General features: G+C 34.3%; 26 protein-coding genes. 5 read left to right on the top strand and 21 right to left on the bottom strand.

All coding sequences use genetic code 11. From position 1 onward, the window contains the following. The first annotated feature begins 32 nt into the window (after window positions 1-32). Both Q73A0000_RS01765 and Q73A0000_RS01760 read left to right on the top strand, forming a co-directional pair. Entirely contained in the window at window positions 33-1,397 is a 1,365-nt protein-coding gene (locus tag Q73A0000_RS01765) for a M20/M25/M40 family metallo-hydrolase (RefSeq protein ID WP_193812379.1), read from the top strand. Continuing rightward, window positions 1,397-1,750, top strand: a complete 354-nt coding sequence (locus Q73A0000_RS01760; RefSeq protein WP_193812378.1) for a diacylglycerol kinase family protein — start codon at window positions 1,397-1,399, stop codon at window positions 1,748-1,750. The genes Q73A0000_RS01765 and Q73A0000_RS01760 overlap by 1 nt, the downstream gene beginning before the upstream one ends. Here the strand turns inward: Q73A0000_RS01760 and Q73A0000_RS01755 are convergent. From Q73A0000_RS01755 to Q73A0000_RS01730, 6 genes are all read right to left on the bottom strand, one after another. Continuing rightward, a complete protein-coding gene (locus Q73A0000_RS01755) occupies window positions 1,734-2,519 on the bottom strand; it encodes a patatin-like phospholipase family protein (RefSeq protein WP_193812377.1) in 786 nt (261 codons plus the stop codon). The two genes, Q73A0000_RS01760 and Q73A0000_RS01755, sit on opposite strands and share 17 nt — an antisense overlap. Window positions 2,520-2,710: 191 nt before the next feature. Further along, on the bottom strand, window positions 2,711-3,496 hold the full coding sequence (locus Q73A0000_RS01750) for a patatin-like phospholipase family protein (RefSeq protein WP_193812376.1): 786 nt from the start codon (window positions 3,494-3,496) through the stop codon (window positions 2,711-2,713). A 76-nt stretch (window positions 3,497-3,572) separates the two neighbouring features. Further along, window positions 3,573-5,513 carry an alpha/beta fold hydrolase gene (locus tag Q73A0000_RS01745; protein WP_193812375.1) on the bottom strand — a complete coding sequence of 647 codons (1,941 nt, stop codon included), beginning with the start codon at window positions 5,511-5,513 and terminating at the stop codon, window positions 3,573-3,575. 115 nt (window positions 5,514-5,628) lie between these two features. After that, window positions 5,629-6,087, bottom strand: coding sequence for a hydrogenase (locus Q73A0000_RS01740; RefSeq protein WP_193812374.1), 459 nt, complete (start codon window positions 6,085-6,087; stop codon window positions 5,629-5,631). Between the two features lie 414 nt (window positions 6,088-6,501). Next, window positions 6,502-6,660, bottom strand: a complete 159-nt coding sequence (locus tag Q73A0000_RS01735) for a hypothetical protein (protein ID WP_193812373.1) — start codon at window positions 6,658-6,660, stop codon at window positions 6,502-6,504. Continuing rightward, window positions 6,657-7,115, bottom strand: a complete 459-nt coding sequence (locus Q73A0000_RS01730) for a DUF6934 family protein (protein ID WP_193812372.1) — start codon at window positions 7,113-7,115, stop codon at window positions 6,657-6,659. The genes Q73A0000_RS01735 and Q73A0000_RS01730 overlap by 4 nt, the downstream gene beginning before the upstream one ends. Before the next feature lie 190 nt (window positions 7,116-7,305). Between Q73A0000_RS01730 and Q73A0000_RS01725 the strand changes: the two genes are divergently transcribed. Further along, the gene (locus Q73A0000_RS01725) at window positions 7,306-7,509 is read left to right on the top strand and encodes a nucleotidyl transferase AbiEii/AbiGii toxin family protein (RefSeq protein ID WP_193812371.1); all 204 of its coding nucleotides are present in this window, start codon (window positions 7,306-7,308) and stop codon (window positions 7,507-7,509) included. A gap of 288 nt (window positions 7,510-7,797) precedes the next feature. On the opposite strand, the gene Q73A0000_RS01720 is transcribed toward Q73A0000_RS01725, so the two are convergent. From Q73A0000_RS01720 to Q73A0000_RS01705, 4 genes are all read right to left on the bottom strand, one after another. Next, window positions 7,798-8,334: a hypothetical protein gene (locus tag Q73A0000_RS01720; protein ID WP_193812370.1), complete on the bottom strand. Its 537-nt coding sequence runs from the start codon at window positions 8,332-8,334 to the stop codon at window positions 7,798-7,800. A gap of 308 nt (window positions 8,335-8,642) precedes the next feature. Continuing rightward, on the bottom strand, window positions 8,643-10,034 hold the full coding sequence (gene lpdA / locus Q73A0000_RS01715) for a dihydrolipoyl dehydrogenase (protein WP_193812369.1): 1,392 nt from the start codon (window positions 10,032-10,034) through the stop codon (window positions 8,643-8,645). A 149-nt stretch (window positions 10,035-10,183) separates the two neighbouring features. Next, window positions 10,184-12,613 carry a thiamine pyrophosphate-dependent enzyme gene (locus Q73A0000_RS01710; protein ID WP_193812368.1) on the bottom strand — a complete coding sequence of 810 codons (2,430 nt, stop codon included), beginning with the start codon at window positions 12,611-12,613 and terminating at the stop codon, window positions 10,184-10,186. A 532-nt stretch (window positions 12,614-13,145) separates the two neighbouring features. Beyond that, window positions 13,146-13,376 carry a hypothetical protein gene (locus tag Q73A0000_RS01705; protein ID WP_193812367.1) on the bottom strand — a complete coding sequence of 77 codons (231 nt, stop codon included), beginning with the start codon at window positions 13,374-13,376 and terminating at the stop codon, window positions 13,146-13,148. Window positions 13,377-13,636: 260 nt separating this feature from the next. On the opposite strand from Q73A0000_RS01705, the gene Q73A0000_RS01700 reads away from it, so the two are divergent. Beyond that, a complete protein-coding gene (locus Q73A0000_RS01700; protein WP_193812366.1) occupies window positions 13,637-15,286 on the top strand; it encodes a helix-turn-helix domain-containing protein in 1,650 nt (549 codons plus the stop codon). A 158-nt stretch (window positions 15,287-15,444) separates the two neighbouring features. On the opposite strand, the gene Q73A0000_RS01695 is transcribed toward Q73A0000_RS01700, so the two are convergent. From Q73A0000_RS01695 to Q73A0000_RS01680, 4 genes are all read right to left on the bottom strand, one after another. Then, window positions 15,445-15,687, bottom strand: a complete 243-nt coding sequence (locus Q73A0000_RS01695; RefSeq protein ID WP_193812365.1) for a putative signal transducing protein — start codon at window positions 15,685-15,687, stop codon at window positions 15,445-15,447. A 124-nt stretch (window positions 15,688-15,811) separates the two neighbouring features. Continuing rightward, the gene (gene lat, locus Q73A0000_RS01690) at window positions 15,812-17,146 is read right to left on the bottom strand and encodes an L-lysine 6-transaminase (protein ID WP_193812364.1); all 1,335 of its coding nucleotides are present in this window, start codon (window positions 17,144-17,146) and stop codon (window positions 15,812-15,814) included. 58 nt (window positions 17,147-17,204) lie between these two features. Further along, the gene (locus Q73A0000_RS01685; protein WP_193812363.1) at window positions 17,205-17,498 is read right to left on the bottom strand and encodes a GIY-YIG nuclease family protein; all 294 of its coding nucleotides are present in this window, start codon (window positions 17,496-17,498) and stop codon (window positions 17,205-17,207) included. Between the two features lie 55 nt (window positions 17,499-17,553). Then, on the bottom strand, window positions 17,554-19,104 hold the full coding sequence (locus Q73A0000_RS01680; protein WP_193812362.1) for an aldehyde dehydrogenase family protein: 1,551 nt from the start codon (window positions 19,102-19,104) through the stop codon (window positions 17,554-17,556). Window positions 19,105-19,321: 217 nt separating this feature from the next. Between Q73A0000_RS01680 and Q73A0000_RS01675 the strand changes: the two genes are divergently transcribed. Continuing rightward, window positions 19,322-19,480, top strand: coding sequence for a hypothetical protein (locus tag Q73A0000_RS01675; protein WP_193812361.1), 159 nt, complete (start codon window positions 19,322-19,324; stop codon window positions 19,478-19,480). Between the two features lie 2 nt (window positions 19,481-19,482). Here Q73A0000_RS01675 and Q73A0000_RS01670 read toward each other — a convergent pair whose 3' ends face one another. From Q73A0000_RS01670 to msrB, 7 genes are all read right to left on the bottom strand, one after another. Continuing rightward, on the bottom strand, window positions 19,483-20,028 hold the full coding sequence (locus Q73A0000_RS01670) for a GNAT family N-acetyltransferase (RefSeq protein ID WP_193812360.1): 546 nt from the start codon (window positions 20,026-20,028) through the stop codon (window positions 19,483-19,485). A 218-nt stretch (window positions 20,029-20,246) separates the two neighbouring features. Next, the gene (locus tag Q73A0000_RS01665; RefSeq protein WP_193812359.1) at window positions 20,247-20,609 is read right to left on the bottom strand and encodes a nuclear transport factor 2 family protein; all 363 of its coding nucleotides are present in this window, start codon (window positions 20,607-20,609) and stop codon (window positions 20,247-20,249) included. Then, window positions 20,606-21,175 (bottom strand): T9SS type A sorting domain-containing protein, encoded by a 570-nt coding sequence (locus Q73A0000_RS01660; protein WP_193812358.1) that lies wholly within the window; start codon window positions 21,173-21,175, stop codon window positions 20,606-20,608. The genes Q73A0000_RS01665 and Q73A0000_RS01660 overlap by 4 nt, the downstream gene beginning before the upstream one ends. A gap of 34 nt (window positions 21,176-21,209) precedes the next feature. Then, entirely contained in the window at window positions 21,210-22,253 is a 1,044-nt protein-coding gene (locus tag Q73A0000_RS17130) for a bifunctional transcriptional activator/DNA repair enzyme AdaA (protein ID WP_193812357.1), read from the bottom strand. 371 nt (window positions 22,254-22,624) lie between these two features. Beyond that, window positions 22,625-23,224 (bottom strand): DUF2911 domain-containing protein, encoded by a 600-nt coding sequence (locus Q73A0000_RS01650; protein WP_193812356.1) that lies wholly within the window; start codon window positions 23,222-23,224, stop codon window positions 22,625-22,627. Window positions 23,225-23,378: 154 nt separating this feature from the next. After that, entirely contained in the window at window positions 23,379-23,954 is a 576-nt protein-coding gene (locus Q73A0000_RS01645) for a fasciclin domain-containing protein (RefSeq protein ID WP_193812355.1), read from the bottom strand. Window positions 23,955-24,039: 85 nt separating this feature from the next. Continuing rightward, a complete protein-coding gene (msrB, locus tag Q73A0000_RS01640; protein ID WP_244140864.1) occupies window positions 24,040-24,531 on the bottom strand; it encodes a peptide-methionine (R)-S-oxide reductase MsrB in 492 nt (163 codons plus the stop codon). Window positions 24,532-24,552: the final 21 nt, after the last annotated feature.

The following is a 24,552-nucleotide window of genomic DNA, read 5'->3' as shown; positions in this document are numbered from 1 at the left end:
TTTTAAATTTGGGTCTATCAATTTTGAAACCTATGAAATATTCTATTATAAAAATACTTCCGCTCTTTTTGGGCGGATTTTTATTTGCGCAACAATCAGCTGATTCTCTTCAATTCAAAAATATTTCTGATGAAATGTTGGTGAATGGAACTGCGTATGAAAACTTAAGAGATTTAACCCAAAATATCGGTCATCGTTTGAGCGGTTCTGCGGCTTACGAAAAAGCGACTGATTGGGCTGTTCTAAAATTAAAAGAAGCCGGCGCAGATAAAGTCTGGAAAGAAGAAGTAATGGTTCCGGTCTGGGAACGTGGCAAAGAATCTCTTCAAATAAAAGAAGGAAACGGAAAATGGAAATCGCTGCGAATGCTTTCTTTAGGAAATTCTGAAGGAACGAAAGGAAAAGATGTAGAAGCAGAAATTGTCTTTGTAAAGAATAAAGAAGATTTTGACAAACTACCGGATGCAGCAATTAAAGGAAAAATTATATTCTTTAATTATGCGTTCAATCAGAAGTTCATTTCTACGGGTCAAGCTTATGGCGATGCCGGTAAATATAGAAGAAGTGCAGCTTCCTGGGCTGGAAAAAGAGGCGCAAAAGCAGTAATCATCCGGTCGCTTTCGTCGGCATTTGATGATGTTCCGCATACTGGAATGATGAGTTATGATAAAGATGACACGGCGAAAATCGCAGCGGTTGCCATTGGACCAAAAAGTGCAGATGAGCTTGAAAAAACTTTAAAAACGCAAAAAGTATTTGCTAAATTAAATTCCAACGCCACCATGAAAGGCGACAAACTCACCTATTCTGTTATTGGAGAAATTACCGGTAAGAAAGATCAAAGCGTCATCGTAGTTGGTGGACATTTGGATTCTTGCGACGTTGGTGAAGGTGCGCAAGACGACGGAGCCGGAATTGTTCAAAGCATTGAAGTTTTAAGAACTTTCAAAAAATTAGGAATTAATAATAACCACACCATTCGAGTTGTCTGTTTTGCCAATGAAGAAAACGGCGTTAGAGGTGGAAACCAATACGCAGCAAATATTAAGAAAAATAATGAAAAACATATCTTCGCTATCGAAAGTGATGGTGGTGGTTTTACACCACGTGGTTTTGGGTTGGTTATGAGTCCTGAGAAACGTCAACAAGTTCAATCCTGGAGAAATCTTTTCTTACCCTATGGAGTTCATAATTTCGAGGTTCAATACGCAGGAACTGATATCGAGCCGATGGAACCTTTGGGAGTTCCTTTAGCAGAATTGATTCCTGATTCTCAAAGATATTTTGAAATTCACCATTCCGACGAAGATACTTTTGACAAAGTAAATCGCAGAGAATTATTGTTAGGTGCTGCTGCAATGGGACAATTAATTTATATGGTCGATAAAAACTGGTAATGAGAAAACCTCCGATTCACAGAAGTTTTGGCAATGCAATCAAAGGATTAATCTTAATGCTGAAATCTGAACGTAATTTTCAGATCGAAGTTTTGGCGTTGCTTGTCAATCTTTTTTTAATCGTTTATTTAAAAGTAACCGAGTTTGAAGCGACTATTATATTAGTCGTTTCCTTCTCGGTTTTAAGTTTAGAGATCTTAAATACGTGCGTAGAAAAAATTTGTGACATCATCCAACCGGATTATGATGAACGTATAAAAATCATTAAAGATATGGCCGCAGGGTCGGTATTCTTAATGGCGATCGGTTCCGTCGTTGTCGGGGTTTTAATTTATGCTAAATATCTTCTTTAAATAAAGTATGGTCGTAAGACATTTTCGCAGCTTGATATCCGATTTCAAAAATCTCTTCTAAACGAGACGCATTTCTTTCAAACGTTCCATAATTAGCTAATTTTTTGGAAGTAATAATCCAGTCACAATAGGAGAATTTATGGATTTCTGTTCGGTGCGACATTAACTCATACGCTCTTGTAGTCACGGATTTTATAGTGTTAAGATCCCCAATTTCAACATCTTGCGGTGGTGATACATAAACACCAATCAGTTTTTCACAATCCTGATGAATAATATCTGCTGGGAAATTATTCAAAACTCCGCCGTCGCTAAACATTTCATTACCAACAATATAAGGAACTGTAATTCCCGGAATTGAACAGGAGGCAATTACCGCATCTACGATTTTGTCCTTTCCTTCAAATATTTTCTGCTCACCTGAAACCAGTTCTGTAGCAATGATTTTCAAATTGATATCAAGTTCTCCAATCGTCATATCCTTGAAAATAGGATACAGATACGTTGAGAAAATTTTAGAGGAAACCAAACCCGGTTTGTTAAACGCAAAATGTCGCCAGTTGAAAAAATAGACCGATTTAAAAAAGTCCAGAATTTCTTCGCCCGATTTGCCGACACCGTGTAATGCACCAACAATCGAACCTGCACTGCAACATGACAAAACATCTGCAGTAATATTTTTCTCTGCTAAAAAGGTTAGAACTCCGGCATGAGCAAGTCCTTTTGTCCCACCCCCCGAAAGAACCAAACCCAAATTATATTTTTCCATTTTAAAAAGTTAGTCAAAAATAAGAAACCGCATTGAAACTTTGCTGTATTTTCAGAATTTTAAGATGCTAAACCCAATATCTCATTTCATTAAAAAATAGCTCTGAAATAAAATATATCCTTTAAAACAACGTTACATTAATCGTTTAGTAAAAATGAGAAGAGTTTGAAACCATACAAGTTTCCTATATTCTAAATTTCAGTTTTAAAGATACTGTCATCATAAGAAGTTTTTGCTGCCTGATAACCGATTTCAAAAATCTCCTCCAGTCGCTCTGCACTACTTTCGAAAATCCCATAATTCGCTAATTTCTTAGAGGTAATAAGCCAGTCACAGAATGAAAATTTATGCAATTCAGTTCGGTGCGATAAAAGTTCGTAGGCTCTGGTCGTGACTGATCTTATAGAATTTAAATCATTGACTGTTACTTCTTGCAGCGGCGAAACAAAAATACCAATTAATTTTTCGCAATCCTGATGAATAATATCTACCGGAAAATTATTAAGCACGCCACCATCACTGAACATTTCGTCACCAACAATATAAGGAACCGTAATTCCCGGAATGGAACAGGACGCAATCACGGCATCTACAATTTTATCCTTCTCCCCAAAAATTTTCTGTTTTCCAGAAATCAATTCCGTCGCAATAATTTGCACTTCTACCTCCAATTCACCAAGGGTCATTTCTCCAAAAACTGGATTCAGATAATCAGAAAAGACCTCAGAGGAAATAAAACCTGGCTTATTGAAGGCGAAATGATGCCAGTTAAAAAAATAAATAGACTTGAAAAAATCCAAAATTTCCAAGGGTGATTTTCCGATCGCATAGAGCGTACCAACAATGGAACCCGCACTACAGCACGCCAAAACATCCGGATGAATATTTTTTTCCATCAAAAATTTTAAAGCGCCTGCATGTGCAACTCCTCTTGTACCGCCACCGGAAAGCACGAGTCCAAGTTTGAATTTTTTCATAAGTATAAGTTAGTCATAATTAAAAAAACCGCAAGCGAATGTTGCGGTTTAATTTTGAATTTTATAGCGTTATTTTCTATTTTAAAAGATATTCCTGCATAAACTGAATTACTGCCAATCTCTGAAAATCTACATTTTCTTTTTTACGGAAACCGTGTCCTTCATTTTTAGCTTCTAAATACCAAACCGTATTTCCTTGTGCTTTTAATTTATCACGCATTTGCATCGCCTCAGTTACCGGAACTCTTGGATCGTTAGTTCCCTGGATGATGAACATTGGTTTTTTAATTTTATCGGTATTGTTTAACGGAGCAATCTTGGTAAAAAAAGCGCTCATTTTCGGATCGCGCTCGTCACCATATTCTGCTCTTCTTAAATCACGTCGGTATTCTTCGGTATTTTTAAGGAAGGTATTAAAGTCAGAAATTCCAACCACATCAACTGAGCATCTGATTCGATCTGCATATTCATAAGCCGTCGCCAAGGTCATGAAACCGCCATAACTTCCGCCCATGATCATAATTCGGTCTTTATCTAATTCTGGTTGTTTCGCAATCCAATCTAATAATGCTCCGATATCCTGTACCGAATCCATTCTGTTGAAACCGTTGTCGCTTGCGATATATGTTTTACCGAAACCTGAAGAACCACGAACATTCGGATAAATTACCGCAACGCCCATTTCATTGGTATAATAATTATTTGCACCTAAAGAAGATGCCATCGACTGACCTTCTGGACCACCATGAATATTGATCATTACTGGTCTTTTTCCTGTAAACTTCTTAGACGCAGGATAATAAAATCCAGAGATTTTCATCTTGTCAAAACTCGTCCATTCAATCAATTTTGGTTTTGCCATTTCGGCTTTCGGCATTTCCCCCTGTTCGCTGTCTGTCCATCTTTCGATTTTGTTGGTGGCTAAATCAAGACGGTAAATGTCTGAAGAAGAATCATAAGTTGATTGCGAGAAAAAGAGGGACTTTCCGTCTTTTGTAAAAGCAGTGCTGTTGATTAAACCAACTGGCAATTTAATTTCAGAATATTTCTTCGTAGAAGTATCCATTAAATACAATTTATTCAAGCCACTTTCATTAATTTCAAAAGCGATTTTTGATTTGTCTTTCGATAAAGATAAACCCGAAACTTCCCATGGAATTTCAGTGGTGAAATAGTTTATCTTTTTCGTTTTCAAATTCATTAAAGCCAATCTTTTAAACTCATTATCACGATCGGTTACGTACCAGATCTCATCTGGGTTTTTGGCAAACTTCGCACTCGCTTGCACGATTTGTTTTTCGCTTCTATCGGTGATTGGTTCCAGTTTTTTGGTTTCGGTATCGAATAAATATAAATAAGATTCATTGGCAGAGACATATTCTCCGATGATGAGTTTTTTGCCATCTTCAGAAATGTCAGAAATACCCCAACCGCCGCCTTTCACTTCCAAAATCAATTTGGTTTCTTCTGGTTTCAAAGGATTCATGTAATAAACATCTCGGTCGCCACCATTTCTTTTGGTCGATGAAAAGTAAAATCCTGAACCATCTTTCTTCCAGCGCATTCCACCGTTTTGGGATCTTCCACCATCGGTTAGCATTGTAGATTCCATGGTGTTCAAATTCAGTCTAAAGAGTTGACCGAATTCATTTCCACCAATGTCTTTAGAATAAACCAAATACTCTCCTTTTATTGGGTCGAAATCTGCAGAGTTTACGGGTTCATCAAAAAACGTAATTTGTTTTCTGTTCCCTAAAGGTTGTGTTAAATGATGCAGTTGATTGGTAGAAGCAAATCTGGTTACCATAATCAACTCTTTTCCGTTGGGATGAATTGCGGTAAAGTTGGCGCTTCTGCTTTCCGTATATTTCTTGATTGTCGTATTTAAACTTTTCGGAATCGCCGGAATATTCTCAGTTATTAAATTTTCATTAGGAACGACAATATCGTTCTTAGTTTGAGCAAAAAATGCTGCTCCAGTCAATAAAAAAACCGGAATAAAAGATTTCATGTGCATATATAATAATTTGATGTCAAGATAAGAATTTTTGGGAGATAAAAAACCACAACTAAAATTGTGGTTTTGTTTATAATAACGGCACTGATTACAAATCCGCGCCATCGGGAACTTGTTAATATGCAGTTTCTTTTGAAAGTTGTTTCATGTGTTTATAAAATCCTACCAAAATGATGACGCAAACAGTTATCATGCTTAAAGCTAACGATAAAAGCAGGAACGTTATTAGATCTTCAATTATTCCTGTCCCTTCATGTCCGCCAGCAATTGGCATCATTTTTCCAAAGCCAGTATATGCGGCTAAAATAACTGCCACAAGATTCGCAAACGTTCCATAAATTACCAGCCAAAAAATAACCCTAAAAATAATTTTAGAAAGGACAAACCGAGTCCAAATAATTCCAAGAATCACTAAAAACATTCCATTCATAATTCCTTCCAAGTGCGCAGACAATGCCATACGCGGGTTTGTCATCTTTTGAACAAAAAGTCCTACAAGAAGCCCAACTAGAAATAGAATTAGTCCAAGGAAAATTAGTTGGTTAGCTTGTTGCGTTTTAGCTTTGTTTTCCATTGTATAGGTAGTTGATTCTAAAAAGTCTGTCGCTATTCATTGATGTCGTTTGCCTGCTTCTGCCTTAAGCAGAATTGTTCGACATCTTTTGCTGCTAACTCTCAAAGTTACGGAAGTTCTATAAGTATTTCAGGTAAATCATCAGAATCTTGTGTGCAATCTCTCTACATAAAGCCTCCAGATTTCGGGCTTTTTTGATTAATAATATATTGATCAAAATAAGTTCTCTTTAACAAACGCGATCATATCTAAATGATAAATTACTCTGGTTCTCAATACGACTTGATTAAATTCTTTTAAAATAGTAATTTTTGGGAATTAAAAAACCACAGCTTGAAGGTGTGGTTTTCTTTGTAGGTGATGGCACGGATTACAAATACGCGACATCGGGGGCAAAGTTAGCTGAAGCAATCTCTATACTACATGTTTGTTTTTCGGCAACTTTGCAGTCAATAACATTTCGTTGGCTTTTTCAAGTTTTTTTGGAAACATTATTTTATTGCGTAATTTATCCAAACTCCTATCAATAGCGACAAGAGGTATTTTTTTGTCTAAAATTTCTGCATTTTTCATAACTCCTTTTTTTTAAATTTTCTTTGCGCTAAAAATCCTTCATAATCTATACCAATCTCAAAATCAGGGAATTCATCGCCAATTTGTCCGTAAAGATAGAAATCATTTTTCATTTGTTCATAAAATTTCGTAATTCCCATTCTATAAAGTCTCGTTCTTGCTTTTGTGCTTCCTGCTGCATAAACATAAACATCTGGAAATTCGTTTAAGAAAACATAAAGTGCAGAAACAACTGTCCCTAAAATTTTTTCAGTATCTCCATTATCAGAAACAGCCAAATCGTTAATTTCTTTAGTTTGAGGATCATAATCTCCAAATGCCAAATTAAAAATCTGTGAATTGGTTGTTTCCTGAAATTCAATTAATTTTCTAATTGCACCTTTTGGACCTTCACTCACAAATTCAAAGCGAGTGAATGTACTTTCAGTTTTTAAATGATATTTCTCTACTCTCATTTTTTTAAAATCGGTTCACAAATTTAATCAAAGATATGATTTTGATATAACAGCTCAAAGTTTGGAGACTTTGCGCAAATGAATTCGCACAGCAGCGGTGGTTGTGTAGATGCTATTTCCGATGTAGAACCTGCATTGGGAAAGTCTTATTTTCATAGGAACAGACAAAGAAAATTCGGTAAAATTAGATTTGTATTACACCGACCCTTTTATACAACCAGCAAAAATAGAAGATGAAATTCGTTTTGTAACAATAGAGGAAATTATTGTAATGAAAATTGATGTCGTACAAAGAGGCGGACGCAAAAAAGATTTTTGCGATCTCCACGAAGTTCTTCGTAATTACAGCATCAACAAAATGCTGGAAACTACATTTGGAGCGCTATCCAAATAGTCACGATAGAGAACTAATTTTAAAGAATTTTACTAATTTCAGTATTGCAGATGATGACTTCACTCCTATTTGTCTTCATGGGAAACATTGGGAATTTATAAAAGATGATTTTGAGGAAGCAATTTTGAAATTTAAAGAATTATAACTTATCTACCACTGAGAAAAATTTCCAACCTTTGATTATTTACGGGACCACACGAAAGGATTCGTGCGGTAGCGAGGGAAATTTTTGGGAATTAAAAAACCACAACTTAGGAGGTGTGGTTTTGTTTATAATAACGGCATGGATTACAAATCCGCGACATCGGGTACAATTATATAAATACCTTTATTATCATCATATAAAATATAATTGTCTTTTATGTAAAAGGCATATAAAATAGTAAAAAGTTTCTCCTTTTTGTATTTAGAACCTGATAAAATATAATGATTCTGTTCTGTCTTTTCCAGATTCAAATTGCTTCCAATTTGATCTGTAGATAACTCTAGTAAAGTTGAAAATTTATTATCAATTTTATAACTTTTCGAAAAATACAATAAATCTTTGTCCTTCCTAGATAAGGAATTTAGATGAACTAGCAGATGATCTAAATCTTTGTATGAAAAATCCTTTTTTTGTTCATTATAGAAACCTTCTAAAACATTAAACTGAACTGCAGATATACTGTCATCCTTATTGCTAAATATATAAGAACTTTGCAACTCCTCATCATTTTTAATTTGGGTAAAATAGAGATTTCTGGATCTATCATTCGTGCACGAATAATAAAAAACTACTAAAACCAGAACTAATAATATATTATGGATACACTTATTTCTTTTCATTTTTTTTAGCATTTTCAATTAAATAGATGCGCTAATCTTTAAGTTATTTTATAGTTACAAAATATCTTGATAAAAATACGATAATTCTAAATCTAAAAATTACTATGTTCACAGCCCGGCTTGAACGGAGCTCTTTTTGTGGAACGAAGTGGAACAAAAAAGTGAGAGTACTTCGACAAACTCAGTATAAAATTCCAGAAGGAAATAGCTGCCCAAATAAAAATAGAAAACCTGTAATTAAAAAAGTCTACCCAATAAAAAAACTCCAGCATATCACTCGAGTTTTCTATATCAATATTTTCAATATTTTAGATGTGAATCACTTCGCCATAAGCGGCGGCAACTGCTTCCATCACTGCTTCTGAAATGGTTGGATGCGGGTGAATCGCTTTTAAAACTTCGTGACCGGTTGTTTCTAATTTACGCGCTACAACTGCTTCTGCAATCATATCGGTAACGCCGTCTCCGACCATGTGACAACCAAGCCATTCACCGTATTTGGCATCGAAAATCACCTTGATGAAACCATCAGTATCACCGTTTGCCGTAGCTTTTCCTGAAGCTGAGAAAGGGAACTTACCTACTTTCAATTCGTAGCCTTTTTCTTTCGCTTGCTTCTCAGTTAAACCAACAGACGCCACTTCCGGATGACAATACGTACATCCCGGAACATTGCCGTAATCGATTTTTTCTACGTGAAGTCCTTTGATTTTTTCAACGCAAGTAATCCCTTCTGCAGACGCAACGTGTGCTAAAGCTTGGGTTGGCAAAATATCACCGATCGCATAATAGCCAGGAACAGAAGTTTCGTACCATTCGTTCACCAAAACTTTTCCTTTATCCGTCTGGATTCCAACTTCTTCGAAACCTTGACCTTCAATATTGGACGCGATTCCAACTGCTGAAAGTAAAATATCTGCTTCTAAAGTAATCGTTCCAGTAGCCGTTTTTACGGTTGCTTTTACGCCGTTTCCGGAAGTATCCACAGATTCTACGGAAGCGTTGGTCATGATCTCAATCCCTGATTTTTTCAAAGATTTCTCAACGTGTTTTGAAGAGTCTTCGTCTTCAACAGGAAGGATGTTTGGCATGAATTCAACAACGGTTACTTTCGTTCCCATCGTGTTATAGAAATCAGCGAACTCAATTCCGATCGCTCCTGAACCAACAACGATCATCGATTTTGGCTGCTCTGGAAGAACCATCGCTTGACGGTATCCAATTATTTTTTTTCCATCTTGAGGAATATTTGGCAATTCTCTGGAACGAGCTCCAGTTGCGATAATGATATGTTCTCCAGAATATTCAGTTAATTTTCCATCTTTATCGATTACAGAAACTTTTTTTCCTTTTTGAACTTTCGCAGTTCCCATGATGACATCGATTTTATTTTTCTTCATCAAGAAAGCGATTCCACCACTCATTTTAGTGGCAACTCCTCTACTTCTCTGGATGACTTTAGAAAAATCGAAACCTGGATTTTCTACTTTATTTAAACCATATTGTTCGGCTTGTTGTAAATATTTAAAAACGTGCGCAGATTTTAACAATGCTTTTGTTGGGATACAACCCCAGTTCAAGCAAATTCCGCCCAAGCTTTCTTTTTCAATAATGGCAGTTTTAAAACCTAATTGTGCGGCTCTGATTGCCGTAACGTAACCACCAGGTCCACTCCCAATGACAATAATATCGTAGTTCATTATTTAAAAATTTGATGCGAATTTACGGAAATTTTTTGAGGTTTAATAGCGATAAGTAAAAACCCTTTCAGCCTTTAAAAGGCTGAAAGGGTTGATTGTTAAAAAACTTTGTAAAAGATTTTTAACTTTGACAAAATAAATTGTATTTATTAAATCTTCGGAAATTTCGTCGGATTTGTTTCTGTAAATAATGCGTATACTTTCTCAACCATATCATCAACACTTGGTTTGCTGAAATAATCGCCATCGCTCGCATACGGCGGACGGTGATTTTCTGCACTGATTGTTAATGGATCAGAATCTAAATATCTAAAGGCTTTTTGTTTTTCTAAAATCTGCTGAAGAATAAATGCGGATGCTCCACCTTCAACATCTTCATCGATAATAACTAATCGATTGGTTTTCTTAACACTTTCAGAAATCTCATGACTTAAATCAAATGGAATTAATGACTGAATATCAATCACTTCCGCGGAGATTCCGATTTTTTCTAATTCTGCAGCCGCTTCCATTACCAATCTCCAGGTAGAACCATAAGTTACTAAAGTAACATCTTTTCCTTCTTTGGTTACTTCAATTTTCCCAACAGGAATAGTGAATTCTCCAATGTTATCTGGTTGCTTTTCTTTCAAACGGTAACCGTTTAGACATTCGATAATTAAAGCAGGTTCATCAGCTTGAAGCATCGTATTATAAAATCCTGCTGCAATCGTTAAGTTACGAGGTACCAAAACTAAAATCCCTTTTGAAAGATTAAGAATTCCCGCCATCGGTGAACCTGAATGCCAAACTCCTTCTAATCGGTGACCACGAGTTCTGATGATTAATGGAGCTTTTTGTCCACCTCTTGTTCTGTATTGAACGGTCGCTAAATCGTCGCTCATTCCTTGCAAACAATAAAGAATATAATCTAAATATTGAATCTCAGCAATTGGTCTTAAACCACGCATTGCCATTCCGATTCCCTGTCCAAGAATCGTCGCTTCACGAATTCCGGTATCTGCGATTCTTACCTCACCATATTTTTCCTGAAGTCCTTCTAAACCTTGATTTACATCACCGATATTTCCGGCATCTTCACCAAAGATTAAAGTTTCTGGATATTTATGAAAAATTTTATCAAAATTATTTCTAACAACTACTCTACCGTCAACGGTTTCTGAAGCATCAGAAAATATTGGAGCAACTTCTTTAACATTAGTCGCTTTCCATTCTGACTGCGAATATAAATGAGAAGAATAATTCTCTTTTTCAATGGCAAAAACCTCTTCAAATTTTGTTTGAAGGTTTTGTCTTTCTGCCGATTGATTTGCTCTTGTCAACAATAAAGATTTTCTCACCAAATGGAAAATATCTTTTTTCGCCACAGAAATCACCGTATTGAATTTTTCTAATTCTGCAGCAACTTCAGTATTCTGAGATTTTAAATTTTCAACCAAAGGAAGTACAGCAGCTTTCAAATCCTGAATGGTTTTCTGATAATCTTCCCAAGCTTTTTTCTGGCCGTCTTTCACAAATTTCTTTGCTTCAGATTCTATTTTTTCTAGATCTTCTGTCGTTGCTAATTGTTGTTCAGCACCTTCAATTTCAATAGAATAATCTAAAATCCATTCTTTAAATTTTACCAAACCATCAAAATCTCCCTCCCATTTCAATCGGTCTTCATCTTTATATCTTTCGTGAGACCCAGAAGTTGAATGACCTTGAGGTTGAGTTACTTCAATAACATGAACTACAACTGGAACGCTTTCCGTTCTGGCAAAATGTTCTGCTCTTGCGTAAGCATCTAATAAAGATGGGTAATCCCAAGCTTTTACCTGAATAATTTCACAACCTTGATTCTCCCCTTCTTTTCTCTGGAAACCTGAAAGCATTTCTGAAATATCAGCTTTTGCTCTTTGATTGTGAGTAGGAACTGAAATTCCGTAACCATCATCCCAAATCGAAGTAATCATCGGAACTTGCAATGCACAAGCAGCATTTAAAGTTTCCCAAAAATGTCCTTCTGCAGTTGAAGCATCTCCAATTGTTCCGAAAGCAACTTCATTTCCGTTATCTGAAAACTTTTCTGAACCTTCAAATTTTACCGATTTATACACTTTCGAAGCCAGTGCTAATCCTAATAATCTGGGCATTTGTCCAGCTGTCGGGGAAATATCAGAGGATATATTTTTTTGTTTTGTTAAGTCTTTCCAACTTCCATCTTCATTCAAACTTCTGGTCGCGTAATGCCCATTCATTTGTCGTCCTGCAGAAGCGGGTTCGCGTTCAATATTGGTATCTGCATATAATTGTGCGAAAAAATTCTCCACGCTTATTGCACCAATTGCAAATGCAAAAGTTTGATCACGGTAATATCCAGATCGGAAATCACCATCTTTAAAAACCTTTGCCATGGCTAATTGCGGTAATTCTTTACCATCGCCAAAAATTCCAAATTTTGCTTTACCAGTCAATACTTCCCTTCTTCCGAGGTAAGACATTTCTCTGGAAATTCTGCCCAGTTTATAATCTTCTAAGATTTGGTTTTTAAAGTCTTGAAAGGTAATCTGCTGAGTTTCAATATAGGTAGTCTCCATAAAAAGCTGAATTTTTACAAAGATAAATAAATGAATTGAATCCGAAAAGCTTGAAATTTAATTTTTTGATAATATTATATTTTTTACTACTCTTTTTTATAAATCTGATAATCTGTATTTTACGCATAACATCTAAAATTCTAATCATCAAATAGACACAGCTACCTATATTAAACGAACTTCCGGTTGATATTGTTTTGATTTAAAACTCTTACTTCTTTGGAAATCATCAAGATTAGTGACCGAAATTATTTTGGGAGATTATAAGTTTTTGTTTGGCGATAATTTGTCTAATGCCTTTTATGACTAATAGAGATTACTAAATATAAATTTCTGTTGTAGTTTAAAAAAAATATAATTATTTATTTCCGATTTTCTTAGTATTTCCATATCAATCATTTTGATTATTTTGAAAGTAATCAAAATGTTATTTTCAAAATTAGAAGTATCTCAAAAACGATTCTTCCGCGAATAAATCCGCGGAAGAACCAACACAAATGATGAAAAAAAAAATATTATTTAACTTGAATAGTTATCTTCTTGGTGGAGGCAATAATTCTCCATCAAGATCTGAAGTTGTATTATTGTCTTGTTGAGTGTTTAAAGTATTAGCATTATTTTTCAATAATAAAGTATTTGAGGAATCTTGTACTCTAAGCAATGTTGCTGATTCTTCTGGAGATAATACATCGTCAGATTCTCTGCAAGATTGTAATGTAAGTGTAGTAAATACTACTGCTGCGATAAGTGCTAATCTTTTCATTCGTTTAATTTTTACAAATGTATTGTGGAAAGCAGGTATGAAGCAAAAAAGAGAACCGTTAGTTTATAAAAAATCGCAAGCATATTGTAAATTATGTGCTGTTTTTTTAAAAAAATAACAGTATTATTGTAAAACAAATGAATAAAAATAACTTATATCATTAGTAATCATCTTATTAAGGTTTTATGCAGCTGAAATATATTTTCTCGGTTCTATTTCTAATTTCGCTCAATTTATCAATAAATTTTAATGCTCAGAGCATGATAAAGTCCCATATGAGCAATGAGGAAATTGAAAAAAAGATAGATGTCTACAACAGCAATCCTTCAAAAACATGGGAACTCGTAAATTTCTATATCAAAAAATCTAAAAAAGAACACAACAACGAAGCTTTATTTTATGCATATCGATACGCTAGTATTACCCAACCTTATCCATTTAATATAAAATACGCAGACAGTGCATTAATTACTGCAAAAAGAACTGAGGTTAAAAAAATAGTATTAGATGCTTACCTTAATCGCGGCAACATCAATATGTCAGAAGAGTTTTATCAACGGGCACTCGATGATGTCTTGGTTGCGAATAAGTTGTCACAAGAATATGGTAACATTTATATTTATAATAAAACAATATACAACATCGCTCAAAATAAAATTTATCTTGGGCAATATAAAGATGCCAATAAAGAGCTTTTAATATGCTTAAAATTTTTTAAAGATAATTTACAAAACAAAACATCTTTAGGAAAAAACTATGAAATGTATTATATTTATTCGCTGATGAGTCTTATCGATTCTAATACGAAACTTGGTCAAAGCAAATACAACAAAGCACTTTTGAAAGAAGCTTTCGACTATCTTGAAAAAAACAAACTTAACCAGTACATCCCCTATTTTATTACTTCCGAAGGGTTGACCGCATATTACTCTAAAGATTACAACACTGCAATTTCAAAATTTTCTGAAGCGATTAGATTATATAATGATCAATGGCCACACAACACTGAAGTTTTTTATTTAGGTCTTTCTTATTGGAATATCGGCAAGAAAAAATTAGCTGTAAAATACCTGGAGGAAATCGATAAACATTATGATAAAACCAAAAAGCTTGATCCTGAATTCCGATCAGCGTACGAAATCTTAATTACCTATTACAAGTCCATAGGGAACACAGAAAAACAGTTGGAATATATTAACAAGCTGATGTTTCTCGATAAATCTTATGAAAAAAACTACAAATATCTTTACGAAAAAATTGTCAAAGAATACGATACCAAAAAATTGGTAGCAGAAAAAAACAGAATTGAGAGTTCGCTGCACAATCAAAGAGGTATTTTCATAACCTTAATTATCCTTTTGGCGATTATTTCTCTATTTTGGGGTTTACGTATCCAAAAGGAAAAGCAAAAGTATAAAACGAGATTCGAAGAAATTATTGCTCAACAAAATGAAGTAAACACAGAGGAAGAAAAACCAATCGTCGATTTAACTGATAATCAACTTAAGCGGGACTTCGATTACGATTTTTACAATAAAATCCCTGGGCTCAATCCTGTTTTTGTAGAAACTATTTTAAAGCAATTAGAAATCTTTGAAAATGAAAATAAGTTTCTGGATTCGCAGGTTTCCCAAAAAATGCTGAGTGAAGAGTTGGGTACTAATTCAACTTACTTTTCAAAAATTATCAATACTTATAAAGGTAAAAATTTCGCACTTTACATTAGTGACCTTCGTTTAGATTATATTATTGATCATCTTAAAAATGATGTGAAATATATTAATAAAGATGTGAAGGAACTTGCCATGATAGCAGGATTTTCGAGTACTGAAAATTTCTCAGATAATTTTAGAAGAAAATTCGATTTAAAACCGTCCGTATTTATCAAAATGATGAAAGATAAATTATAAAACTCAGGTTCATTTATATTTTACAAAATTTCGGACTTCTAACCGATTAACTTTTTATAGATTAAATTTGGTCAAACCAAAAATCACAAAAAAACCGGAACCAATTAGATTGATTCCGATTTCTGTAAAACGTAAAATTTAAAAAATATGAAATGGTTTTAGTTGTTACTTGGGTTAAATTCTGTCTCTTTTAGCATCTTATCGATAATTTCAAATGCCTTTTTCTCATCTGCCAGATTAACCATTACACGAACTGTATTTGCAGTTGGCGTAGTGGTGAAAGACATATAATTGTCATTTAAAAAACTTGTAATATTCTGTGCTTCCAGTTTTGATTTTACTAATTGAATTTCTGCGGTTTTTTCACTTTCAAAAACTGCGACTCTCGTTTCTCTTTCCATAATTCATTTCATTTTCGAGTGTTAAAGCTACAAAAAATTAATTACATTTTACGCATCAATAATGAAAAATAAATATGGATTCAAACTAAATTTTATTGAAAATAGCTTGAATCCATTTCTGTAATTACATTTTAGCTAAACAAACTTCAATTTTATCGATTGCCATTTGAATTTCTTCAGTCGTCACATTTAAGTGTGGACGGAATCGAATTGAATGATCGCCACAAGCTAAAATAATCACGTTTTCCTGGTATAAAAGTTCCTGCAACTTATTACGCTCTTCGCCAGTAGGCAAATCAATCGCACACATTAAGCCACGTCCTCTTGCATTGGAAATTTTGTTTGGATATTTTTGAGCTAAACCTTGTAAGGCTAACAATAAATATTCTCCAACAACTCTCGCATTTTCCACCAGATTTTCTTTTTCAATTACTTCTAAAATTAATTGAAATCTTAAAATATCAATAAAGTTTCCACCAAAGGTTGAATTGATTCTGGAACTTTCTCTGAAAACATTATTCGGGATTTCATCAAACTTTTCTTTGTTGGCCAAAACGCCGCAAACCTGTGCTTTTTTTCCGAAAGAAATAATATCCGGTTTAGCACTAAAATGTTCGAAGGCCCACATTTTTCCAGTAATTCCAACTCCAGTTTGCACTTCATCAAATATGAGTAAAACTTCATTTTGGTCGCAAAGATTTCTTAAACCGACAAAAAACTCATCACGGAAATGGTTATCACCACCTTCTGCCTGAATCGGTTCAATAATGATACACGCCACTTTATTAGGATTAGAAAGAATTGCTTCTTCAATATTTAAAAGAGCTAAATTTTCATTTTTAATAGTTTCCTCTAAATTCTCTTCAGTGATTGGAAAATTCAAATGAGGATTTAAAATTCTTGGCCAGTCAAATTTAGGAAAATACTGATATTTTCTAGGATCTGAAGTATTTGTTAAACTCAATGTATAACCACTTCTTCCGTGGAATGCCTGTTTAAAATGAATACAAATTCCAGCTTCGTGATCGATTCCTTTTTCAAAATTCTTGCGGGTTTTCCAGTCGAAACATGCTTTCATCGCATTTTCCACGCCCATTGTCCCGCCTTCGATAAAGAAACAATATTGTAATTCTTTTGGAATCGCCACTCTTTCGAAAACCGTCATAAAGTCTGCAAATTCCTGAGAATAAACATCAGCTAAAGTTGGTTTATTAATGGCCATTTTTCCAAGCCACGCAGATTTTTCCATTAAATAAGCATGATTGTAACCAATGGAAGCCGAAGCAAACATGGAAAACATATCGAGATAATTTTTGCCAGTAATTCTATCATGAATCCACGAACCCTGGGATTTATCGAAATCCATTACGAAATCAAAACCATCGGCAAGCATATGTCTTGACAAAGTTTCTTTTACCGTATTGGTCGGCTCTGGATGAGATGCTATTGCGTTGTTCATATTTTTAATTTTATAATTACTTTAAAGTTTTGTCAGGCTGAGCTTGTCGAAGCCTTCATTATTTTTTCATTTTGTTTTTAGACAGTTCTGGTAATAAATTCCAATCACCATTTATAATTGCTTCTTTCTTTTTTCTGCTCCAACCCTTTATTTGTTTTTCAAATAAAATCGCAAGATTAACATCAATAAATTCAGAAGAAAAAGCCAAGTGCACAGGTCTTCTATTATGAGTATAACACGTTGGATTTACTCCATTATTATGTTCCTCAATTCTTCTACACAAATCATTTGTAATTCCTGTATAATAAGAATTGTCAGAACATTTTAATATGTACACATAATAGAAAATCATTTTTGAAAAAGTCTTCGACAAGCTCAGACTGACAATTAAAAAAAAACTGTTATTTTTACAAATCGAATTTAATTCCTTGTGCTAAAGGTAAACTGTCGGTATAATTAATGGTATTGGTTTGTCTTCTCATGTAATATTTCCAAACATCAGAACCGGATTCTCTACCGCCGCCAGTTTCTTTTTCGCCACCAAAAGCGCCACCGATTTCCGCACCGGAAGTCCCAATATTCACATTCGCGATTCCACAATCGGAACCATTTTGTGAAAGGAATAATTCTGCCTGACGCATATCAGTCGTCATAATAGCGGAACTTAAACCTTGTGGAACATCGTTTTGCATCGCAATTGCTTCTTCCAGTGTTTTATATTTCATTATATAAAGAATCGGTGCAAAAGTTTCGTGCTGAACAATTTTATAAGAATTTTCAACTTCTGCGATACATGGTTTTACATAACATCCAGAAGAAAATTCATCTCCTTCAAGAACTCCTCCTTCAACGATGAATTTCCCGCCTTCGTTTTTACATTTTTCGATGGAAGCCAGATATTGTTGAACAGCTTGTTTATCGATCAAAGGTCCAACGTGGTTATTTTCATCTAAAGGATTTCCTATTTTTATTTGTCCGTATGCTTTTACCAAACGGTTTTTCACTTCATCAAAAATAGATTCGTGAATAATCAGTCTTCTCGTAGAAGTACATCTTTGTCCGGCAGTTCCGACTGCGCCGAAAACTGCGCCAATAATCGACATGTTCAAATCTGCATTTTCAGTAAAAATGATGGCATTGTTTCCACCTAATTCCAGGATCGATTTTCCGAATCTTTGCGCCACATTTGTTCCTACGATTCTTCCAACTTTGGTAGAACCAGTAAATGAAATCAAGGCAACATTTTTATCGTTCACCATTTTCTCCCCGATTTTATGGTCGCCCACAATCATAGTGGAAATTCCTTCTGGAAGATTATTTTCTTTTAAAACTTCGGTGATGATATTTTGACAAGCGATTCCACAAAGTGGTGCTTTTTCTGAAGGTTTCCAGATGGTCACGTTTCCGCAAATCCAGGCAAGTGCTGTATTCCAAGACCAAACTGCAACTGGGAAATTAAAAGCAGAAATGATTCCGATAACTCCTAATGGATGATATTGCTCATACATACGGTGTCCAGGCCTTTCCGAGTGCATTGTATAACCGTGAAGCTGGCGAGATAATCCTACCGCGAAATCACAGATATCAATCATTTCCTGAACTTCACCTAAACCTTCCTGCAAAGATTTCCCCATTTCGTAAGAAACGAGTTTTCCTAAATCGTCTTTGTATTCACGAAGTTTTAAACCAAACTGACGAACTAATTCTCCTCTTTTTGGTGCTGGGATTTGGCGAAATTCTAAATACGCTTTTTTAGCAGTTTCGATTACTTGATCGTAATCACTTTCGTTTGCTGTTGTAACTTTTGCGATGAGTTTTCCGTCTGTTGGTGAGTAACTTTCAAGTAAATCACCATTGGCAAAGTAATTTCCGCCAGAAGAGACGCCTTTATTTTCTTTTGTAATACCTAAATTAGAAAGGGATTTTTCTATTCCAAAATCCTGATTTGTTTGGGACATAATATTAATTTGAATTATGCTTAAAGATAGAAAAATTACTGAAATCAGAAAAATTTAAACAGAGTTTTATTGAATTTTAAATGATTTTAAGATTTAGAAAACAATATCGCAAATACGATGAATACAATAATTCCACCTAAAAGCATCAATATCAATTATTTTAATACTTAAATTTTAAAGGCTTAAATAATAGTCTTAATTTTGGAAAAAGTTCTCCATGGAAAATTTACAACCTGAAGATAAAAATTCGAAATTTAAAAAGTGGTTTAAGCGCGTCGGAATCGGCGGACTTATTTTTTTCACCGTAAAAGGAATTGCGTGGCTTTTTGTCTTTTATTATGGAGCTGAGTTATTTCAGGATTGCTCTGGAAAGTAATTTCAATGTAAATTCTGCTTCAATTCCCAGTCCTCTTTTTTGATTTGAAAAACGACATTCGTTTTCGTTGCCTCTCCAAAATAGGCAACTTCTTCTTCACCTAGATTTTCTGCACCGAGTTTAGTCATCGCCTTTACTGAGCGGATATTATCTTTTCCTACATGGAAAATAACTTTATTTACGAATTGAAAAATATAATTTAACATCATTTTCTTCACTTGCGAATTGATGTTTCTTCCCCAAGATTTTGTGCCGTAAAAAGTATAACCAATGAAAATGCTTTTATCATTTTCGTTAAAGTCATAAAATCTTGTGCTTCCTAAAACTTCTTCCGAATGCTTGTCGATGATTAAAAAAGCACCTTTACTTTCAATGGCACCATTAAAGAAATTCTGAAAAACTTCTTTTTTGTAACGCTCTTTATTTGGATGCATCGCCCAAACTTCGGGATCAGAAGCAACAGCAAATAATCTTTCTAAATCACTTTCCAGCAAAGGAACTAATTTGATATGTTCGTTTTCTAAAGTTGGTTGCATGGAGAAATTCATAGATGATGTTTTTTCAAAGATAAAAATAAGTTTTTATGCTAAATCATAAACTGAAAATATTTTAATGAAAAGTAAGCAAAGACTTCATCTTTTATTCTTCTTAAAATTACTTTTGAAAAGGCGTTCCACTCAGCAAATTAATTCCTAAAATAACATTGAAAAAAATCTGCATGATTTGCTAAATCTGCGAGAGTTTTTATTTTTTAAATTATTAAAAATCAACCGTGATAAACTCTGGAGAAAATAATTTTTCCGTCCTTGATTTCCAAAACTTCGCCAATTAGCAAATCTTCTTCTCCCTCAACTTTTCTGGTATATTCCATAAAAACCTGTTCAGAATCGGCGGTTAATTTATTTACTTCATATTGCAAAGTTGGTAATCTTTCGAAACATTCTTTCCACCAATTTCTAAGCGAGTCTTTTCCTTTTATTAATCCATTGGTTTTAGGTTCGCGAATTTTCAATTTTGGACTGAAATGTTCTGCGTTATCATCATAAAGTTCCAGCAGGTTTTCTAATTGATGTTCATTAAATGCTTTAAACCAAAGTTTTGCAATATTTTTTAAATCGTCTGGATTCATAGTTTTATAAATTTAATGGTTTCAAAACTATTATTTTTCAATAATTTCAGAATATAAACACCTGGTTTTAATTCGGATATAAAAATTTTATTTTCCTTAGAAGATTTAATTTTATTTCCATCTAAGGAATAAATTTCTTTCAGCGCAAAGTTTTCTTTAGAATTTATTGAGATGTAATCATGTGCAGGATTAGGAAAAACAACAGTTTTTTTAGTAAAAACATGGTCACTTGTACTCATGCTACAATCAAGTAAATTAATTTGAATTACAGCAAAATCAATCATAGAAGATAGTGCAGTTACCCGTACGAAAATTATTTTGTTGGATGTTACAATATTTACATTTGGAATAGGATTGATATTATTTTGAGCATCAGAATTAGTATTGAAAAATTTATAGGTCAATGTGGCATCACTGGAAATTAAAGGAATTGTGTTATTTAAATCCACCATCTCTATTCCATCCAAATTATTGTCACATATATTTAACGTCACACTGTGATTAATATTAAGTTGCGAGAATAAAAATTGACTCGTAAAAAGCAAAAAAAGTAAAATTGATTTCATAGAATTAAAATTGGCTACATAAATATAATTATTTTTAGAAAAGAATCGCTTTCTCCAATTCCAATAGTTTTTGTTTGCGCCAGATTCCACCTCCATAACCGGTTAAAGTTCCATTGCTTCCAATTACTCGATGACACGGAATGATGATTGAGATTTTATTCATACCATTAGCGTTGGCAACAGCACGGACTTTTTTAGCATCTCCTAAAACTTCCGATTGTTTACGATAAGTCCAGGTTTCGCCATAAGGAATTTTCAGTAAAACTTTCCAGACAGATTTCTGAAATTCTGTTCCTACAGGAGAAAGCGGAACGGTAAATTCTGTTCGATTTCCTTCGAAATATTCTGAAAGTTCTTTTTCTAAAGTTTTGAAATGTGGATTTTCACCTTGAACAATGGTTGCATTTAATGATTTTGCTAAATCTTTGAATTCGGTTTCCACCATTTTTCGGTCGGTGAATTCGAGCATACAAATCCCTTCTTCCACTGCGGCAGCGTACATGGTTCCGATGGGAGTTTCAATTCTTTTTAAATCAATGATTCTTTGGGTTTTCGAATTTTTGGGAGAAACGCCAAATATGGATTTGAAACTTTCATTAAAACCACTTAAACTTTCGAAGCCACTATCATAAGCAGTTTCCATAATATTTTCTCCTTGCTGGATTTTTTTGAAAGCGGTATTTAATCGAAACATTCTTTGAAAAGAATGAAAGGTCATTCCATGATTTTTCTGAAACCATCTTCTTACTGTTGCAGGTTCCAGTCCACGTTGAATCAAATCGAAATCTTTAAATTTCAAAGAAGGATCTTCTCGCAGTTCTTCTAAAATTTGCTGAATATATTCGGGAGTTTCATCTGGATTTTCCAGTGGCTTACAAACCTTGCAAGGACGATAGCCTTTTAAAATGGCATCTTTTGTATTTTGAAAGAACTCAACGTTCTCAGGTTTTGGCTTTCGAGCGGTACAAGTCGGTCGGCAAAAAATTCCGGTAGTTTTTACGCCCATCCAGAAAACGCCTTCGAAATCAGGGTTTTTGTCAACGGAGGCTTGGTACATGATGTCGTCTGAAAGTTCCATACTGTAAATTTAAAGCAAAAATAGTTTAGCAGAAATAATATTGCAACCGAAAAATTGACAAGTATTTTTTTTGATGCTGGATGATGGATGTTGGATGAGGGATGCTTGGAGACTGTTGACAGGATAAACCACCCCGTCAAAAATTTTTAAAATTTTCCGCATCCTCCAATGGAGGGGAATTTTTTATTATATCGCAAAATTGTTTTGGTTATGACCGACCTTTATTAAAATAACAGATCTTGCGTCCCGGCTTGAATGGAGCTCTTTTTGCGGAACAAAGTGGAGCAAAAAAGCGGGAATGGAAGACGGATTAAGACGCCCAAATAAAAATTATAAGCGCACAAAAAAAGTGAACCGAAGTTCACCTTTAATTATTTTTTAGCTGCTGCATCTTTTTCAATCTGCTTTATTTCATTAAGTTTATCAATGATTTTTGCTACTACTTCTGGCTTAGCTTCTTTTACAGTAACTGCAACTTTGGTAGTATCCCATTTAAAAACTAAATCGGTGGAATGAATATCAATAGGATTTAGAGCAATTTCAAACCATTCTTGTTTTTCAGATAATTTCTGAACAGGAACGGTAACTTCAACAACATTCAGTTTTTCATCATAAGTGTAAGCGCCCCACTGTTGGGAATCTTTATTTAAAATGACTTTCCATTCTTTTTCTGTTGGAACGATGAAAAGGCCATAAGTTCCGGCCATCAGATCTTTTCCACCGAAGTTAACATTTTGCTCAAATGTAATCTTGGTCGCAGAATTGGCTCCGGCACGCCAAACTTTTCCATAAGGAACGAGTTCGCCAAAAACCTTTCTTCCCTTAACACCAGGACGGCTATAATCAACAGAAATTTTGGTCATCGAGAACTGCTGTTCTACCTTCTGACGTGGACTTGCCGTAGGAACACTGAACTGTGAAAAGCCCAAAACGGAAAGCGATAAAAATACGGTAACAAATAATTTTTTCATAAGAAGTAATTAAATTAATAAGTAATGAAAGTCAATATTAATAAGGTTTAAAGATATTAAAAAATAGTGTATTGTTTTTAAAATAAATTAGGCCAAAAATAAAGTCACCTGAATCGAAATTCAGGTGACTCCATTAAAAACTAAAACTATGAAACTATGGCATTAATACCGTGTCGATCACGTGAATTACGCCATTTGACTGATTAACATCTGCAATGGTAATTTTCGCTGAATTCCCTTTTGCATCTTTAATATACATATCTTTTCCTTTGGTCCAGAACGTTAATTCTTCACCTTCTACTGTTTTTGCCATATATTTTCCGCCATTTTTCTTAGTCCACATCCAAAGATCTTCGGCAGAAATTTTTCCTGGAACAACGTGGTACGTTAAAATTTTAGTAAGCATTGCTTTGTTTTCTGGCTTAAGCAGCGTTTCTACTGTACCTTTTGGTAATTTAGCGAAAGCTTCGTTAGTTGGAGCAAAAACCGTGAAAGGCCCTTTACTTTCTAAAGTTTCAACTAATCCGGCTGCTTTTACGGCTGCAACTAAAGTAGTATGGTCTTTGGAGTTCATCGCATTTTCAACGATATTTTTGGTAGGATACATTTTCGATCCTCCGACCATCACTGTTTTTTCTTTTTTCGCCATCATTTGCGCGTTCGCATTGTTTCCGATGGCTAAAGTCATTGTTAATGCTAAAGCTGCCGTTGTGATTTTTAAGAATTTCATAATAAAAAATTTTAATGTTATATAATTGTTTTGTGATATTAGGAGATACGAGGAAGAATTTATTTTGGATTTATTTTTTTTTAAATTATTTTGATTTTTTCACAATAGGTTCAAATTCAAGAGAAATAGAATTCATGCAAAATCTCTTTTTGTTAGCTGTTGGGCCGTCATCGAACAAGTGTCCTAAATGTGCATCACATCTTCCACATCTCACTTCGGTTCTTTCCATATTATAAGATTCGTCTTTTTTATAGATCACCGATTTTGGACGAATGGTTTCAAAAAAACTTGGCCATCCACAAGTGCTGGCGAATTTTGCATCTGATTTGAAAAGTGCGTTTCCGCACGCAGCGCAGTAATACGTTCCGATTCCGTCAAATTTATTATACTTTCCAGTGTTTGCCATTTCAGTTTCATTCAATCGGGAAACAGAATATAGATCTTTGTTCAATACTTTTTTCCAGGTTGAATTGGGAAGTTTAAGAATTTTGATATCTGTTCGTGAGTAATAAGGATTGATTATATTTTTACCATTCACCTTCTGAATTCTTTGAGCATTCATATTTTGAAAACCCATCGTTCCCATTAAAATGATTGC

The organism is Kaistella flava (ex Peng et al. 2021), assembly GCF_015191005.1.
Classification (GTDB): domain Bacteria; phylum Bacteroidota; class Bacteroidia; order Flavobacteriales; family Weeksellaceae; genus Kaistella; species Kaistella flava.
This window is presented reverse-complemented; position numbering and strand designations above follow the sequence as displayed.